Origin of the sequence: Streptomyces sp. Da 82-17 (genome assembly GCF_046098215.1) — a bacterium.
In the GTDB taxonomy this organism is placed as follows: Bacteria; Actinomycetota; Actinomycetes; order Streptomycetales; family Streptomycetaceae; genus Streptomyces.
In genome coordinates this window covers 122,122-139,031 of record NZ_JBJURH010000001.1, presented here as the reverse complement: position 1 = coordinate 139,031, position 16,910 = coordinate 122,122, and the positions used below count along the sequence as shown (strand labels likewise).

Annotated in this window: 10 protein-coding genes; 9 read left to right on the top strand and 1 reads right to left on the bottom strand. The window is 72.5% G+C overall.

The window, feature by feature from the left end; genetic code table 11:
* Positions 1–218 precede the first annotated feature (218 nt).
* From ACIDOF_RS00600 to ACIDOF_RS00560, 9 genes are all read left to right on the top strand, one after another.
* Positions 219–2,336, top strand: coding sequence for a putative bifunctional diguanylate cyclase/phosphodiesterase (locus tag ACIDOF_RS00600; RefSeq protein WP_409003581.1), 2,118 nt, complete (start codon positions 219–221; stop codon positions 2,334–2,336).
* A gap of 153 nt (positions 2,337–2,489) precedes the next feature.
* Complete coding sequence (gene gatC, locus ACIDOF_RS00595; protein ID WP_409003580.1) at positions 2,490–2,786, top strand: Asp-tRNA(Asn)/Glu-tRNA(Gln) amidotransferase subunit GatC; 297 nt, start codon at positions 2,490–2,492, stop codon at positions 2,784–2,786.
* 6 nt (positions 2,787–2,792) lie between these two features.
* On the top strand, positions 2,793–4,286 hold the full coding sequence (gatA, locus tag ACIDOF_RS00590) for an Asp-tRNA(Asn)/Glu-tRNA(Gln) amidotransferase subunit GatA (RefSeq protein ID WP_409003579.1): 1,494 nt from the start codon (positions 2,793–2,795) through the stop codon (positions 4,284–4,286).
* A gap of 5 nt (positions 4,287–4,291) precedes the next feature.
* Entirely contained in the window at positions 4,292–4,525 is a 234-nt protein-coding gene (locus ACIDOF_RS00585; RefSeq protein WP_409004004.1) for a hypothetical protein, read from the top strand.
* A 16-nt stretch (positions 4,526–4,541) separates the two neighbouring features.
* The gene (gatB, locus tag ACIDOF_RS00580; RefSeq protein ID WP_409003578.1) at positions 4,542–6,053 is read left to right on the top strand and encodes an Asp-tRNA(Asn)/Glu-tRNA(Gln) amidotransferase subunit GatB; all 1,512 of its coding nucleotides are present in this window, start codon (positions 4,542–4,544) and stop codon (positions 6,051–6,053) included.
* A 185-nt stretch (positions 6,054–6,238) separates the two neighbouring features.
* Positions 6,239–8,338 (top strand): phosphocholine-specific phospholipase C, encoded by a 2,100-nt coding sequence (locus ACIDOF_RS00575; protein WP_409003577.1) that lies wholly within the window; start codon positions 6,239–6,241, stop codon positions 8,336–8,338.
* Positions 8,339–8,582: 244 nt separating this feature from the next.
* Positions 8,583–10,820 carry an MMPL family transporter gene (locus ACIDOF_RS00570; protein ID WP_409003576.1) on the top strand — a complete coding sequence of 746 codons (2,238 nt, stop codon included), beginning with the start codon at positions 8,583–8,585 and terminating at the stop codon, positions 10,818–10,820.
* Positions 10,821–10,883: 63 nt separating this feature from the next.
* Positions 10,884–11,495, top strand: coding sequence for a hypothetical protein (locus ACIDOF_RS00565; protein ID WP_409003575.1), 612 nt, complete (start codon positions 10,884–10,886; stop codon positions 11,493–11,495).
* Positions 11,496–12,310: 815 nt separating this feature from the next.
* Complete coding sequence (locus tag ACIDOF_RS00560; protein WP_409003574.1) at positions 12,311–15,562, top strand: AAA family ATPase; 3,252 nt, start codon at positions 12,311–12,313, stop codon at positions 15,560–15,562.
* A 23-nt stretch (positions 15,563–15,585) separates the two neighbouring features.
* On the opposite strand, the gene ACIDOF_RS00555 is transcribed toward ACIDOF_RS00560, so the two are convergent.
* Complete coding sequence (locus tag ACIDOF_RS00555) at positions 15,586–16,779, bottom strand: PQQ-dependent sugar dehydrogenase (RefSeq protein WP_409003573.1); 1,194 nt, start codon at positions 16,777–16,779, stop codon at positions 15,586–15,588.
* Positions 16,780–16,910 lie beyond the last annotated feature (131 nt).

Here is a 16,910-nt window from a genome sequence, read left to right as displayed (position 1 = left end):
AGATGCATACGGGTGGCCGGGTCGCATTCGGGCAACCGTTGTCGACCGCTGCCCGTGGAAGCCTTCCGCGGCCTACTGTTGAGGAGTGCGCCTGCCGTGCCCCGCTGCGAAGGGGTGGTCCCTGCTCCTCGGGAGCCAGGGGGAAGGGTTCAGACGCGGTGACTTCTGAACACGAGGGCCGCGTGGCGTGGGCACCGCCGGCTGTGAGAGGGACGGGAATGAAACCGACCGAAAGCGCCGATCCGGTGTCAGGGCTGCGCCGGTTGATGGTGCCCGCACTGCCGGCCGCGATCGCGGCCACCGCGGCAGTGGTCCTGGCAGCGGGGTTCGTCCGAGCCTTCACCGATCAGCACGCACTCTTCCCCAGCGGCGTCGTCGGCTGGTCGCTCGCCGTGCTCACCGGCGTCATCGTCGGCCATCTCGTGGCCCTCGGCCGCGAACGCTGGTGGGGCGGCACCGGTTCCGGCGCCGCCCTCACTCTCGCCGTGCTCCTCCTGTACGGCTGGGTGCCCGCCGGCATGGTCAGCCTCACCGTCGTCGTCCTGGTCGCCGCCGCCCGCAGACGCCGCTGGGTCCAGGGCCTGATGCACGGCGCGGTGGACATCCTCGGCATCTGCGCCGGCGCCCTGGTCCTCGCGGCCTTCGGCCAGGCCCCGTCCGTGGAGAGCCCCTGGGACCCGGACAGTTGGAACGTCTGGAGCGCCCCGGAGATCGTCCTCGTCGCCGCCGCGTACCTCCTGGTGACCCGGCTGCTGCTCTGGTACGTGAACACACCGCACGGCGCCGGCCTGCCGACGGTCGCGCGCACCGCGCTGCTCCGGCAGGCCCTGGTCGGCGTCGCGCTGCTCGGCATCGCCCCGCTGATCTGCGTCGTCGCCACCGCCCAGCCGATCCTGCTGCCGCTCTTCGCGGTCCCGCTGATCGCCCTCGACTCCACGCTGTGGATCGCCCGCGCCAGAGCCGAGGAGCAGCTGCGCGACCCGCTCACCGGACTGCCCAACCGGCAGTGGCTGTTGGAGCGCACCTGGACCGCCCTCGACGAGGCCGAGCGGGTCGGCGCGCGTTCCGCGCTCGTCCTGATCGACCTCGACCGGTTCCGTTCCGTCAACGACACCCTCGGCCACCTCGCCGGCGACCGGCTGCTGCTGCAGATCGCCGACCGGCTCCGGCACGCCCTGCCGCGCGGAGCGGAGGCCGCGCGGCTCGGCGGCGACGAGTTCGCGGTGCTCCTGCCGACCTGCGACTCCACGACCAGCGCGCAGCGCGTCGCGCGCGGCCTGGTCGCCGAGCTCAGCTCCCCGCTCGACCTGGACGGACTGACCCTCGTCCTGGAGGCCAGCGCCGGGCTCGCCGTCTTCCCGGACCACGCCCTGGACGCGGAGGGGCTGCTCCGCCGGGCCGACGTCGCGATGTACCAGGCGAAGCGCGACCGCACCGGCGTCGAGGTGTACGAGTCGAAGCGGGACTCCAACACCCCGGACCGCCTCGGCCTGTTGGGCGACCTGCGGCGCGCGCTCGACGCGGGCGAGGTCGAGCTGCACTACCAGCCGAAGGTCCGCTTCGACGGCCAGGTCGCCGGCCTGGAGGCGCTGGTCCGCTGGGTGCACCCGGAGCGCGGCAAGGTCCCGCCGGACGAGTTCATCGCGATCGCCGAGTCCTCCGGCCTGATGCCGCATCTGACGGAGTACGTCCTGGAGACGGCCCTCGCCCAGGTCGCGCGCTGGCACAAGCAGGGCCTCAAGGTCCCCGTCGCGGTCAACGTCTCCCCGCGTGACGTGCACACCCCGGGCTTCGCCGGAGCGGTCGCCGCCCGCCTCGCCCGGCACGGCGTCCCGGCGGGCGCGCTCCAGCTGGAGATAACCGAGCACGTCCTGCTCGAGGACCCGCAGCGGGCCGCCGACACCCTCGCCGGGCTCACCGGGCACGGCGTGAAGATGTCCCTCGACGACTTCGGCACCGGGTACTCGTCGCTCGTCCATCTGCGGCGGCTGCCCGTCAGCGAATTGAAGATCGACCGCTCGTTCGTGGCCCGCCTCGCCGTCGACAACGAGGATGCGGAGATCGTCCGCTGCACCGTCGACCTCGCCCACTCCCTCGGCTTGCTCGTCGTCGCGGAGGGCGTCGAGGACGACGAGACCTGGGAGCGGCTGCGGGACCTCGGCTGTGACGCGGTGCAGGGCTGGCTGGTCGCGGCGGCGATGCCCGCAGTGGAGACCACGTCCTGGCTGCGCGCCCGCGGCTCGCGCGGCTGGCGCCGCCCCGCGGAGCTGTCCGCCGAGACGGACCCCGACACCCAGGAGGACGCGGATCGCCCCTCCGGGCACGTGGTGAAGTAACGGTCCTGCGGGTACGCGACAGCCCAGGGCGGTACGTACGCCCGTGGGCCCGCCCCACTCGCGTACCCCCTCCGGCAAACCGTTTCACGGGCATGGGGCCGGGCCCCATAGGATTGGGCCAGACACATCACGCTCATCCCAGTGAGGATCCGCATGCCTGGCATCACGCGCGAGGAGGTCGCCCACCTCGCTCGGCTGGCGCGTCTGGAGCTGAAGGCCGAAGAGCTCGACCACTTCGCCGGCCAGCTCGACGACATTCTCGGCGCCGTAGCGCGCGTCTCCGAGGTCGCCGACCAAGACGTACCGCCGACCTCCCACCCGCTGCCGCTGACCAATGTCATGCGCGCCGACGAGGTCCGTCCGTCGCTCACCCCCGAGCAGGCGCTCTCCGGCGCCCCGGCCCAGGAGCAGCAGCGTTTCAAGGTGCCGCAGATCCTGGGGGAGGACTAAGAAGTCATGACGGACATCATCAAGCTCACCGCGGCCGAGATCGCCGCGAAGATCGCCTCCGGCGAACTCACCGCCGTCGAGGTCACCGAGGCGCACCTCGCGCGGATCGACGCCGTCGACGAGAAGGTCCACGCGTTCCTCCACATCGACCGTGAGGGCGCTCTCGCGCAGGCCCGCGCCGTCGACGAGAAGCGCGCGGGCGGCGAGAAGCTCGGCCCGCTGGCCGGCGTCCCGCTCGCGCTGAAGGACATCTTCACCACCGAGGGCGTCCCGACGACCGTCGGCTCGAAGATCCTCGAGGGCTGGCTCCCGCCGTACGACGCGACGCTGGTCAAGAAGCTCAAGGCCGCCGACGTCGTGGTGCTCGGCAAGACCAACATGGACGAGTTCGCCATGGGCTCCTCCACGGAGAACAGCGCCTACGGCCCGACCGGCAACCCCTGGGACCTGACCCGGATCCCCGGCGGCTCCGGCGGCGGCTCCAGCGCCGCGCTCGCCGCGTTCGAGGCGCCGCTCGCCATCGGCACCGACACCGGCGGCTCCATCCGCCAGCCCGCCGCCGTCACCGGCACCGTCGGCGTCAAGCCGACCTACGGCGGCGTCTCCCGCTACGGCATGGTGGCCTTCTCCAGCTCGCTCGACCAGGGCGGCCCCTGTGCGCGTACCGTCCTCGACGCCGCGCTGCTGCACGAGGTCATCGGCGGGCACGACCCGATGGACTCCACCTCGATCGACGCCCCGGTCCCGCCGGTCGTCGAGGCCGCGCGCAACGGCAGCGTGCAGGGCATGCGCGTCGGCGTCGTCAAGCAGTTCCGCGGCGAGGGCTACCAGGCCGGTGTGCTGCAGCGCTTCGACGAGTCGGTGGAGCTGCTGAAGGAGCTCGGCGCCGAGATCGTCGAGCTGGACTGCCCGTCCTTCGACCTGGCGCTCGCGGCGTACTACCTGATCGCGCCGTCCGAGTGCTCCTCCAACCTCGCCCGCTTCGACGCCATGCGCTACGGCCTGCGCGTCGGGGACGACGGCACGAAGTCCGCCGAGGACGTCACCGCGCTGACCCGCGAGGCCGGCTTCGGCGACGAGGTGAAGCGCCGCGTCATCCTCGGCACGTACGCCCTGTCGAGCGGCTACTACGACGCGTACTACGGCTCCGCGCAGAAGGTGCGCACGCTCATCACGCAGGACTTCGCGAAGTCCTTCGAGCAGGTCGACGTCATCGTGTCGCCGACCACGCCCACCACCGCCTTCCCGATCGGCGAGCGCGCCGACGACCCGATGGCGATGTACCTCGCGGACGTGTGCACGCTGCCGACGAACCTCGCGGGCAACTCCGCCATGTCGCTGCCCTGCGGCCTTGCGCCGGAGGACGGCCTGCCCGTGGGTCTGCAGATCATCGCCCCCGCCATGAAGGACGACCGCCTGTACAAGGTGGGCGCCGCCGTCGAGGCCGCTTTCGTGGAAAAGTGGGGTCACCCGCTGCTTGAGGAGGCTCCGTCGCTGTGACTGCCATGGCAAAGAAGGCCAAGAACTTCAAGAAGTCCAAGACCGGCGTCTACGTCTCGCTGGCCAGCACCGCCTTCGGCGCGCTGAGCGTCGCGAAGCAGGCGAAGATGGCCCGCCAGGACAACGACATGCTGCGTCTGGCGGACGCCGCGGTGTCCGCCGCCGCCATCGTCACCGGCCTGGCCATCCTCTACCGAGAGCTGAAGCGGCTCGGCGACGACGACGTCCTGCTGGGCTGAGAGGGAAAGTTTCACCGTGACTGTCACGACTGACCTGGTGTCGTACGAGGACGCGCTCGCGTCGTACGACCCCGTCATGGGCCTCGAGGTCCATGTCGAGCTCGGCACCAAGACGAAGATGTTCTGCGGCTGCTCGACCGCGCTCGGCGCGGACGCCAACTCGCAGACCTGCCCGACCTGCCTCGGCCTGCCCGGCTCGCTGCCGGTGGTCAACGCGACCGGCGTCGAGTCCGCGATCAAGATCGGCCTCGCGCTGAACTGCCAGATCGCCGAGTGGTGCCGCTTCGCCCGGAAGAACTACTTCTATCCGGACATGCCGAAGAACTTCCAGACCTCGCAGTACGACGAGCCGATCGCCTTCGACGGCTATCTGGACGTCCAGCTGGAGGACGGCGAGGTCTTCCGTGTGGAGATCGAGCGCGCCCACATGGAGGAGGACACCGGCAAGTCGACGCACGTCGGCGGCGCCACCGGCCGTATCCACGGCGCGTCCCACTCCCTGCTCGACTACAACCGCGCCGGCATCCCGCTCATCGAGATCGTCACCAAGCCGATCGAGGGCGCGGGCGAGCGGGCCCCCGAGGTCGCCAAGGCGTACGTCGCCGAGCTGCGCGAGGTCATCAAGTCCCTCGGCGTCTCCGAGGCGCGCATGGACAAGGGCCAGATGCGCTGCGACGTGAACCTGTCGCTGCGGCCCAACGGCACCAAGGAGTTCGGCACCCGCAGCGAGACGAAGAACGTCAACTCGCTGCGTTCCGTCGAGCGGGCCGCGCGCTTCGAGATCCAGCGGCACGCCGCGGTGCTCTCCTCGGGCGGCACGATCGTCCAGGAGACCCGCCACTTCCACGAGGACGACGGCTCGACCACCTCGGGCCGCATCAAGGACAACGCCGAGGACTACCGGTACTTCCCGGAGCCCGACCTCGTCCCCGTCGCCCCGGCCCGTGAGTGGGTCGAGGAGCTGCGGGCGGCGCTGCCCGAGATGCCGCGGGTGCGCCGCAACCGTCTCCGCGAGGAGTGGGGCGTCACCGAGCACGACATGCAGTCGATCCTCAACGCCGGCGCGGTCGACCCGATCGTCGCCACGATCGACGCGGGCGCCCCGGCCGACCAGGCCCGCAAGTGGTGGATGGGCGAGCTCGCCCGGCACGCCAACGAGCAGGGCAAGGCGCTCGACGAGCTGGCGATCACGCCGGAGCAGGTCGCCCGGGTCACCGCGCTCGTCGCGGCCGGCGACCTCAACGACAAGCTGGCCCGCCAGGTCATCGAGGGTGTGCTCGCGGGCGAGGGCGACCCGGACACGGTCGTCGAGAAGCGCGGCCTGAAGGTCGTCTCCGACGAGGGCGCGCTGACCGCCGCCGTCGACGAGGCCATCGCCGGCAACCAGGCCATCGCGGACAAGATCCGTGGCGGCAAGGTGGCCGCGGCCGGCGCCCTGGTCGGCGCGGTCATGAAGGCCACCCGCGGCCAGGCCGACGCGGCCCGCGTCAAGGAGCTCATCCTGGAGAAGCTGGGCGTCGAGGGCTGACGCGCCGTTTCCTACGCTGACGAGGGCGGGACCGGAACTTCCGGTCCCGCCCTTGGCGTTCAGCTCCGGTTTGGACAACGCGGGCCGGTGCTTGGACCGTTCACCGCCGGTACGGTCGTACGTCTTCCCTGATCCATCCGTGCTGCATAGCTTCCCGACCGTCACACCGGACTCGGGAGGATCAGTTGACCACGGACACATCTGGCGCAGGGCTTTCACGGCGGAGGCTGTTCGCGCTCGGCGGCGGTGCGCTCGGCGCGGCCGCCGCGGGCTCGCTGCTGCCGCCCTCGCTGCAGGCCGCGCTCGCCGCCGAACCGGCGCCCGGAGGCCTCGACGCGGTCAAGCACGTGGTGATCCTCATGCAGGAGAACCGGTCCTTCGACCACTACTTCGGCACGCTGCGCGGCGTACGCGGCTTCGGCGACCGGAACGCCATCCAACTCCCGGGCGGCAAGCCGGTGTTCGAGCAGCCCGCGCCGCTCGGCCGGACCGTGCTGCCCTTCCCGGTGCGGGCGGCGGCCGAGGCGCAGCAGAAGGACCTGCAGTACATCGGCGACCTCGACCACTCCTGGTCGGGCGGCGCGAAGGCCTGGAACAAGGGCTGGATGGACAACTGGATCACCGCCAAGTCGGCGGCGACGATGGCGTACTACACGCGCGAGGACATCCCGCTGCACTACGAGCTCGCGGACACCTTCACCATCTGCGACGCGTACCACTCGTCCATCCACACCTCCACCAGCCCCAACCGCAACCACCTGTGGAGCGGCAAGACGGGCGACGAGGCGAACGGCAACCGCGCCGTCGGCAACGACGCCTACGCGGAGGGCACGCACCCCGGCTACGACTGGGGCACGTACGCCGAGCGCCTAGAGAAGGCGGGGCGCAGCTGGCGCACGTACACCGAGTGGGAGAACTTCACCGACAACCAGATCGAGTTCTTCACCACGTTCAAGGCGATCGCCCGCAAGGTCCTCGCCAAGACCGAGCACACCTATATGGAGGCGTTCTACGCGCAGGTGCGGGAGGCGTCGAGCGAGGCCGAGCGGGAGAAGCTGCTCGCCGTGCTCGAAGAGGGCGTGAAGTCCCTGGACGCGAAGGAGCGTTCGCTGTTCGAGCGGGCCCTCCGCCGGGTGCCGACCGGTGAGCTCGCCGCGGAGTTCCGCCGCGACATCGCCGCGGGCAAGCTGCCCGAGGTGTCCTACCTGGTGCCGTCCGCGCTCGACTCCGAGCACCCCGGCTCGTCCTCGCCGATCCACAGCGCCACCCTCGTCTACAAGGTCCTGGACGCCCTCGCCTCGCACCCCGAGGTCTGGCGGCACACCGCCGTGTTCATCAACTACGACGAGAACGACGGCTTCTTCGACCACGTGCCGCCACCCGTGCCGTCCGCCGACGTCACCGAGGAACACTGGCAGGGCCACCCGACCGGGCTCGGGATACGGGTGCCGATGCTGGTGGTGTCGCCGTGGACGGTCGGCGGGCACGTCTCGTCCGAGGTCTTCGACCACACCTCGGTGATCCGCTTCCTGGAGAAGTGGACCGGCATCGAGGAGCCCAACATCGGCGCCTGGCGCCGCCAGGTCACCGGCGACCTCACCGGCGCCTTCGACTTCACACGCGGCCGGCCGCAGCCGGACGTCGAGCAGCCCGGGCCCGTGCCGCCGTTCACCGGCCGCTGGCGCCCCGAACCGCCGAAGGACCAGCGGATGCCCGAGCAGGAGCCGGGCCGCCGCCCCGCCCGCCCGCTGCCGTACCAGCCGGACGCCCACGGCACGGTCGCGGGCGACGGCCGCCGGGTCGAGCTGCGCCTGACCAACACCGGCCCGTCGAGCGCCCACTTCGCGCTCTACCCGTACGCCGGGGAGTACGAGGTTCCGCAGCACTTCGATGTAAGGGGCGCCGCACAATTGCGCGTGCCCCTTACCGGCGGCGCGTACAAGTTCACGGTGACCGGGCCCAACGGGTTCCGCCGCGAGTTCGCCGGGCGGGCCGACGGGACCGCCGCGGTGGCCACCCGGATCGACGCACGCACGCGTGCCGTCCAGGTGACGCTGCGCAACACCGGTAGTGCGGCGCTGACGTTCACGCTCCGCCCGCTGGCCTACACGGACGCCGCGCCGCGCACCGTCCGCGTGGCCGCGGGCCAGAGCCGGACGGTCGCGTACGAGACCGGCGAGGCGCACGGCTGGTACGACCTGGAGATCGTGGCCGCGGGCGACGAGCCGTTCCGGCGGCGGCTGATGGGGCACATCGAGAACGGCAAGGACAGCGTGTCCGGCTGACCGGGGCTCGGGCCCGGCTCGGTCCGGGCCGGCTTCCGTCCGCTTCCGTGTGCCATTTCGTGGCCGTCCTCGCCGTTCCCTGTGCCGTCAGCGGCGCTGTGAGGATGGCCACGAAAGGGGCAAACGATCTCCACCAGCTGTCAGAGTTGCTCGAAGTGGGGCCCGATGTCGGATATGTATCGGGTAAGTGTTCATTGCGGGCCGTTCCCGAAAAGGATCCGCGAGACATCCAGGGAGCAGCTCAGTGGCAGCACTCGCTCGGTGGTGCATCAGGCACCGTCTCGTAGCCGTCCTGCTCTGGTTGCTCGCCCTCGTCGGCGCCGGCGCCGCCGCCACCTTCGCCGGAACCGCGTACTCCAACAACTACGACGTGCCCGGCACCGAGTCCGGTCGCGCGACCGAGCTGCTGGAGTCCGGATTCCCGGAGCTGGCGGGTGACAGCAACACCGTCGTCTGGCACACCGAGGACCGCACCATAAACGCGGCCGGCGTGCAGCAGACGATGACCCGGACCCTCGACGAGATCGCGAAGCTCCCCGGCGTCGCCAACGTCGTCAGCCCGTACCACGCCGACGGCGCCGGGCAGATCAGCCGCGACGGGCACACCGCGTACGCCACCGTGACGTTCGACGGGCCAGTCCACGACATCGAACCGGCACAGGCGCAGGCCGTGGTCGACACCGCGCGTGCGGCCGATTCCGGCGATCTGACCGTCGCGCTCGGCGGCAGTGCCGTCGGCCTCACCGAGGCGCCCGGCGGGCACATCGCGGAGGCCGTCGGCGTGGCCGTCGCGGCGGTCGTCCTGCTCATCGCGTTCGGCTCCCTCGCGGCGAGCCTGCTGCCGATAGCGACCGCCCTGGTCAGCGTCGGCACCGCGTACGCCGGGACCGTGCTGCTCGGCCACGTCATGACAGTGGCCGATTTCGCTCCCATGCTGGGCCTGCTCATCGGCCTCGGCGTCGGCATCGACTACGCGCTGTTCATCGTGACCCGGCACCGGCGCGGCCTGAAGCGCGGACTGTCCGTGGCGGAGGCGGCGCAGAACGCGGTCGCCACCACCGGCCGTGCGGTCGCCTTCGCGGGCGCCACCGTGTGCATCGCCCTGCTCGGCATGCTGATCCTGCGCCTGAACTTCCTCAACGGCGTCGCCGTCGCCGCGTCCCTCACCGTCGTCCTGACCGTGGCCGCGTCCGTGACGCTGCTGCCCGCGCTGCTGTCCTGGATCGGGATGCGCGCCCTGTCCCGCCGCGAGCGCCGCGCCCTCGACGAGCACGGGCCGCAGCCCGAACTGCCGACCGGGCTCGCCGCCCGCTGGTCCGCGTTCGTCGAGAAGCACCCGAAGCTGCTCGGCGCCCTCGCCCTCGTTGTGATCGCGGTCCTCGCCCTGCCCACCCTCTCGCTCCGCCTCGGCACGTCCGACCAGGGCAACAACCCGACGACGTCCACGACCCGGCAGGCGTACGACCTCCTCGCGGGGGACGCCCAGGGCGACGGTTCCGGGTTCGGGCCGGGCGTCAACGGTCCGCTCACCCTCGTCGCCGAGATCCACGACGCCGAGGACCGGGTCGCCCTCGACCAGCTGCCCGCCACCCTGCGCGGCACCGACGGCGTCGCGACGGTCACCCCGGTGACGTACGACGAACGCGGCGAGGTCGGCTTCCTCACCGTCGTGCCGGACTCCGCGCCGCAGTCGGAGGCGACCAGCGAGCTCGTCGACCGGCTGCGCGGCGAAGTGCTGCCGGAGGCGCGGGCCGAGTCGGGCTCGTCGCTGGACGTGCACGTGGGCGGCGTCACCGCCGGGTACGACGACTTCGCGGACGTCATCGTCGGCAAGCTGCCGCTCTTCGTGGGCGTGGTGATCGGGCTCGGCTGTCTGCTGCTCCTGCTCGCGTTCCGGTCCGTGGGCATTCCGCTCAAGGCCGCCGCGATGAACGTGGCCGCGGTCGCCGCCGCCTTCGGCGTCGTCGTCGCGATCTTCCAGTGGGGCTGGGGCAGCGAGCTCCTCGGCCTCGGCCGGGCCGGGCCGATCGAGCCCTTCCTCCCGGTGATCATGGTCTCCGTGCTGTTCGGGCTCTCGATGGACTACCAGGTGTTCCTGGTGAGCCGGATGTACGAGGAGTGGCTGGAGACCGGCGACAACCGGCGCGCGGTGCGGGTCGGGCTCGCCGAGACCAGCCGGGTGATCAACTCCGCCGCCGTGATCATGATTTCGGTCTTCCTGGCCTTCGTGCTCAGCGGCGACCGGGTCATCGCGATGTTCGGCATCGCCCTCGCGGCGGCCGTCGCGCTCGACGCGTTCGTCCTGCGCACCCTTCTCGTCCCCGCCCTCATGCACATGCTCGGCGGCGCCAACTGGTGGCTCCCGCGCCGCGTCGACCGCTGGCTCCCGCGTATCAGCATCGAGCCCCCGGAGTGCGCCGCGGCCGCCATACCGGGCCAGCGCGCGGAGGACCGGGGCGCCCTTTCCGGCGAACGCCGCTGAACGGGCCACGGCACCTTCCGCGCGTTAAGACAGCTCTCAGACGCGGCACCTAGCGTGCGCCAGATGAGCACTGAGACGACTGAGAAGACCGGCACCCTTGAGAAGAAGGACGCTGCGGAGGCGGCCGAGGCACAGGAATCCGCAGCGGCCGTCGAGCGGGACGCCGAGGCCGGAGCGCCCTCCGAGACCGAGCTCGACACGGACAACGCCGACAACGCCGACAACGCCGACAACGACCCCGACAACGGCGCCGACTCCGAGGATGTACGACGGGAGGCGTCCTTCGGCGTCGGGCAGGGCGCCGCGGCCGTGGTCGCCGCCGGGCTCGGCGTCGTGTCCCTGACCGGCAGCTGGGTCGGCACGGTGGCCGCCGCCCGCTCCAACCTCGTCGGCCAGCTGGAGACCGCGCAGACCGCGGGCGTCGCCGACCAGATCCAGGCGCTGTACGGGAACCAGTGGCACCTCACCGCGCTGATCGGCGGGGCGTTCGCGCTGCTCGCCGTCGTCATCGGCGTCGCCGTCCTGGTGCGGCCCGCGTTCGGCACGCCGGGCCGGGTGCAGGCGCCGTGGATCAAGTCCGTCGCCTGGGCGGGTGTCGGGCTCGGCGTGATCGGGCTGCTGCTCGCCGTCGCCAAGTACACGGACCTGATCCTCGGACTCCCCTCCGCGTCCTGACGCGTATCGCGTTCCCTGTGATGGGGCGGCGCCTCATGGACCAGGGCCTCGGACCGCGTAAGTCCCCTCCTCGCGCGGTCTGAGGCCCTCGGCATGCGCAAGATCCGGCGAACTCCCGATGCGGCCCGGCCACCTGGGCGAGAAGGGTGAGGCCACGGCGCCGATTCCGGTGCCGCGAGCCGATCGGGAGGGACCCGGTGTACGACTACGAGCTGCTGCGGATGCGCAGCGAGGAGCTGATCGCGGAGGCGGAGGCCCAGCGTCTCGCGGCCCAGGCGCGGGCGGCCGCGCGAGGGCGCAGGTCCGGGAGCGCGGGCGGGCGTCGGACCGCGGGCGGCCGGGCGGACGAGGCGGACGAGCGGCGTCCGGGGCGTCCCGGATGGCCTGGGCCTCCTGGGCGGTCCGGGCGCCCCGATCGGTCCGGGTTCACGCGGGCGGCGTGAACGGCGATGCCTCGACGTCCTGGCGGCGGAGCCGCGGAATCGACGGTTTGCTCGCGCCCTGTGAGCGGGGTCGTGGAATCGACGGTTCCTTCGTGCCCCGTGAGCGTAGCCGCGGAATCGACCGTTCCCTCGCACCCTGTGAGCGGAGCCGCGGAATCGACTGCTCCGTCCCACCCCCTGAGCGGAAGCGCAGGCTCCCTCGCATCGGGCCCGAGTCCCGCTCAACCCGTAAGCGGAACATCCGAGTTGGTCGTACGGGCTCAACCTCGCCCCGGGGCCGTCGAGTTGGCGGCGCTCGCCGGGGTGGGAAGCGGAATTCCGGTGGTGGGGCGGAGTGAGGTCGGGCGGGCGGCGTTGTCGTACCCGCGTGCGATGCTCGGTGGCGTGGAGATCAGGTCGTTGAGTCCCGTGTTCGTCGGGCGCACCGGTGAATTCGCCGTGCTGCGCCGGGCGTTGGCGCGGGCTGCCGTGGGGGAGCCGCAGTCGCTGCTGCTCGCGGGGGAGGCGGGGGTCGGGAAGACCCGGCTCGTCGAGGAGTTCGGCGCGGAGGCGCGGCGTGCGGGGGCCGTCGTAGCGGTGGGCGGCTGCGTCGAGATCGGGGCGGACGGACTGCCCTTCGCCCCGTTCTCCGCGGCCCTGCGCGCCCTGCGCGAGACGCTGCCGGACGAGGTGGCGGCCGCCGTCGCCGGGCGCGAGGAGGAGCTGGCCCGGCTGCTGCCCGAGCTGGCCGCGCCGGCCGGGCCGGGGGCCGCCCCGGTGCGCGCGGGACGGCCCGGCGGCGGGCCCTCGGTGACGCGTCGCGACGAGGACGCGATGGCCCGCCTCTTCGAGCTGACCGGCCGCCTCCTGGAGCGGATCGCCGCGGAGCGCACGGTCGTCCTGGTCGTCGAGGACCTGCACTGGGCGGACGCGTCCACCCGCCACCTGCTGGCGTACCTGTTCCGGACGCTCCGCGGCGGCCGCCTCGTCGTGATCGCCACGTACCGCGCGGACGACGTGCACCGTCGCCACCCGCTGCGCCCGCTGCTCGCCGAGCTGGACCGGCTGCGCACCGTCGAGCGGATCGAACTGCCCCGCTTCACGCGCGAGGAGGTGCGCCGCCAAGTCACCGGAATGCTCGCCTCCGAGCCGGACGAGGCGCTGGTCGACATGGTCTTCGAGCGCTCCGACGGCAACGCGTTCTTCGTGGAGGAGCTGGTCTGCGCGCGCGACGACGACGGCCCGGGACCGCTGCCCGACTCCCTGCGGGACCTGCTCCTCGTCCGCGTGGAGGCACTACCCGAGCAGGCGCAGCGGGTCGCCCGGATCGTCGCGGAGGGCGGCTCCACGGTCGAGTACGAACTGCTGGCCGAGGTCGCCCGGCTCGCTGAGGACGACCTGCTCGAAGCGCTCCGCGCGGCCGTCGGGGAGAACCTGCTGCTCGCCTCGGCCGACGGCGCGGGCTACCGCTTCCGCCACTCCCTGGTCCGCGAGGCCGTCAGCGACGACCTGCTGCCCGGCGAGCGCTCCCGCCTCAACCGCCGGTACGCGGAGGCCCTCGAAGCCGACCCCGGCCTGGTCCGCGCCGACGAGCGCGCCACCCGCCTGGCCAGCTACTGGTACGCGGCGCACGACCCGGCCAAGGCCCTCCCCGCCGTGCTGCACGCCTCGGTCGAGGCCCGCCGCCGCCATGCGTACGCCGAGCAACTCCGGCTCCTGGAACGGGCGATGGAGCTGTGGGACGACGTTCCGGAGGAGGTCCACGCCCGGCTGCGCCCCTCCGACCTGACGGAAGGATTCCGGCCGCCGCTGCCCGACGAGGACGGCCTGCTGCCCGGCAGGGACGCTCCGCCGACCGGCAGGGGCGGCCCGCTGTCCCGTAAGGGCGACTTGGAGTCCCGCAAGGACCGGGACAGCACCCAGGGGGAGGCCGAGGCGGCAGGCGATACGGAAGCCGATGCAGGGGCCGGTACCGAGACCGCCGAGGCGTCGCGCGGGCCGCTGCGCTACCTCGACCTGATGGCCGAGGCCGCCGTCGCGGGCCGGCTGTGCGGGGAGCGCGAGACCGCCCTGAAGATCGCCAAGCGCGCCCTCAGACTCCTCGGCGACGACGGCGACCCGCTGCGCGCCGCCTGGTTCTGGAACCAGCGCTCCCGCCTGGTCTCCACGCTCGGCCGCGGCGACGGCCGGAAGGAACTCGCCCGGGCGGAGGACCTGTTGCGCGGACTGCCGCCGTCCGTCGTGCACGCGGACGTCCTCACCCACCTCGCCTCCTGGGCCTCCCTGCACGAGCCGGGCCCGGACGCCATCGCCGCGGCCGAACGCGCGGTGCAGTACGCGCGCATGGTGGCCGCCGAGGACATCGAGCTGAACGCCCGCCTCACCCGCGCGGGCCTCCTCGTCGAGGCGGGCTCGGTGGAGCAGGGCCTGACCGAGATGTACGAGGTGCGGGAGCTGGTCGTCGAGCGCGGCATGATCACCGACCTGGGCCGGGTGCACATCAACCTGCCGTCGGCCCTGGAGGGCGTGGGCCGCTCCGCCGACGCCGTGCTCACGTCGACCGAAGGCATCGCGTTCTGCCGGGAGTTCGGGCTGCTCGACACGGCGGGCTGGGTCTGGGCGAACCTCGCCGAGTCGCAGATCAGCCTGGGGCGGTGGGACGAGGCGCTGGCCGCGGTCGAGCAGGTGCGCCGCAGCGCCCTCAGCTCCAAACCCCGCGCCTCGGCCGCCGAACGCGTCGCCCGCCTCGCCCTCCACCGCGGCGACCTCACCACCGCCCGCCGCGAACTGGCGTCGTACCGCGAGCACTTGGGGACGTACGACCCGCAGCCGCAGTACGAGCTGCCGCTGGTCACCGTCGAGATCGGGATCGCCGCGCGCGAGGGACGCGTCCTCGACGTCCGGTCGGCCCTGCGGCGGCTCGCGGAGGCGGGACTTCCGCCCGGCACGCAGCGGTACGGCTGGCCGCTGGTGCTCACCGCCGTCACCGCGGAGGCGGACGCGCGCGGTCTGCCCGCCGCCGAGCCGGGCCGCGCGGACGCCCTCGACCTGCTGCGCAAGGTCCGTACGTCGCTGGCCACGCCGGTGCCGGTGTGGGGTGCGCACGATCTGTGGGTCAGAGCCGAACTCGCGCGGGCGGAGGGCGCGGACACCCCTGCGCACTGGGCGGAGGTGCTGGCCGCGTTCGAGGGGCTCGACCGGCCCTTCGACCTCGCGCAGGTCCGGCACCGCACGGCGGAGGCCCTGCTCGCCGCCCGCCCCGACGAGTCGGCCCGCGCCCGGGCGGCCGAGCTGTTGCGGCAAGCGCGGGCCACGGCCGAGGAGTTGGCGGCCCGGCCGCTCGCGGAGGACGTCGCGCTGCTCGCCCAGCGGGCCCGCGTACCGCTGACGGAACCCGAGCCGCCGGCCGAGCGGCCCGGGCCGCCCGTGGACCCGGCCGGTGAGCTGGGCCTGACGAGCAGGGAGCGGGACGTGCTGCGCCTCGTCGCGCTCGGCCGCAGCAACCGGTCGATAGCCGAGGAGCTGTTCATCTCACCGAAGACGGCGAGCGTCCATGTCTCCAACATCCTGGCCAAGTTGGGCGTATCGGCCCGAGGGGAGGCGGCAGCGCTCGCCCACCGGCTGCGGCTGTTCCCGCAGGGCTAGCGCGCGGGAGCACCTGGAGGGGGCTACTTCACCTCGAGACGCAGCACCTTGTCGTCGCCCTTCTCCGGCGTCCCGCGGGTGTCCGTCTCGCTCGTGACCAGCCACAGCTTGGCGCCGCCCGCGGCGACGACGGTGCGCAGCCGGCCGTGCTTCCCGTTCAGGAAGGCCTGCGGCTCCGCGGACGCCTTCGTTCCGTCGAGGGGGATGCGCCACAGGCGTTCGCCGCGCAGGCCCGCCATCCAGATCGAGCCCTCGGCCCAGGCGATCCCGCTGGGGGAGGCCTCGTCGGTGGTCCACTGGGCGACGGGGTTCACGTACGTCGACGCGTCGTCCCCCTCGCCCCTGCCCTCGACCTCGGGCCAGCCGTAGTTCCCGTCGGGCTTGATCAGGTTCAGCTCGTCCCACCGGTTCTGCCCGAACTCGGCCGCCCACAGCCGCTGTTCGGAGTCCCAGGCGAGGCCCTGCACATTGCGGTGGCCGTACGAGTAGACCGGAGAGTCGGCGTCCGGGTTGCCGGGGGCGGGGCGGCCGTCCGGGGTCATGCGCAGGATCTTGCCGCCGAGCGACTCCTTGTCCTGCGCGAGACTCGTGTCCCCGGTCTCGCCGGTGCCCGCGTACAACATCTCGTCCGGGCCGAACGCGATCCGGCCGCCGTTGTGGATCGTGCCCTTGGGAATGCCCCTGAGCACGACGTCGGGGGCGCCGAGCTGCTCGCCCGCGGGCTTCTTCTCGTCGTAGAGCAGGCGCGCGATGCGGTTGTCGGACTCGGTGGTGAAGTACGCGTACACCATGCGGTCCGAGCCGAAGTCCGGGGAGATCGCGAGGCCCATCAGGCCGCCCTCGCCGCCCGGCGCGACGCCCGGTACGGAGCCGAGGCGGGTCTTCTCGCCGGTCCTGCCGTCGACGCGGGTGATCGTGCCCTCGTCGCGGGACGACACGAGCAGATCGCCGCCCGGCAGCGCGACCAGGCCCCACGGCGACTTCAGGTCCTCGGTGAGCGTGCCCGCGACCTTCACCTCGCCCTTGTCGGGCGGCGCCGCGTCGTCGGTGGCCCGGCCGGAGCCCTCGCCGCTGCCCGTGCCGCTGCCTGCGGCCGACTCCGTGCCGCGCTCCCGCCCGTCGCCGCCCGACCCGTCCCCGGCGCCGGAACACCCGGTCAGGAGCAGGGCGGAGAGGGCCAACGCGGCGGCCACAGCTGATCGTTGCACGGCGGGCATCCCTTCGACGGAGCCGGCTTCACCCACTTCACGCTTCACCTGTTCCTACACCGCAGCAGCCCCGGAAGTTCCCCGCAACAGGAATCACGTACGGCGACCGCATCGGGTCACTCCGCGACCTTCCGCCGTGC

Bases quoted from the DNA above. Each gene is read 5' to 3' on its own strand.
- ACIDOF_RS00600 (WP_409003581.1), top strand. From the start codon at position 219: ATGAAACCGACCGAAAGCGCCGATCCGGTGTCAGGGCTGCGCCGGTTG.
- gatC (WP_409003580.1), top strand. From the start codon at position 2,490: ATGCCTGGCATCACGCGCGAGGAGGTCGCCCACCTCGCTCGGCTGGCG.
- gatA (WP_409003579.1), top strand. From the start codon at position 2,793: ATGACGGACATCATCAAGCTCACCGCGGCCGAGATCGCCGCGAAGATC.
- ACIDOF_RS00585 (WP_409004004.1), top strand. From the start codon at position 4,292: ATGGCAAAGAAGGCCAAGAACTTCAAGAAGTCCAAGACCGGCGTCTAC.
- ACIDOF_RS00565 (WP_409003575.1), top strand. From the start codon at position 10,884: ATGAGCACTGAGACGACTGAGAAGACCGGCACCCTTGAGAAGAAGGAC.
- ACIDOF_RS00560 (WP_409003574.1), top strand. From the start codon at position 12,311: ATGCTCGGTGGCGTGGAGATCAGGTCGTTGAGTCCCGTGTTCGTCGGG.
- ACIDOF_RS00555 (WP_409003573.1), bottom strand. From the start codon at position 16,779: ATGCCCGCCGTGCAACGATCAGCTGTGGCCGCCGCGTTGGCCCTCTCC.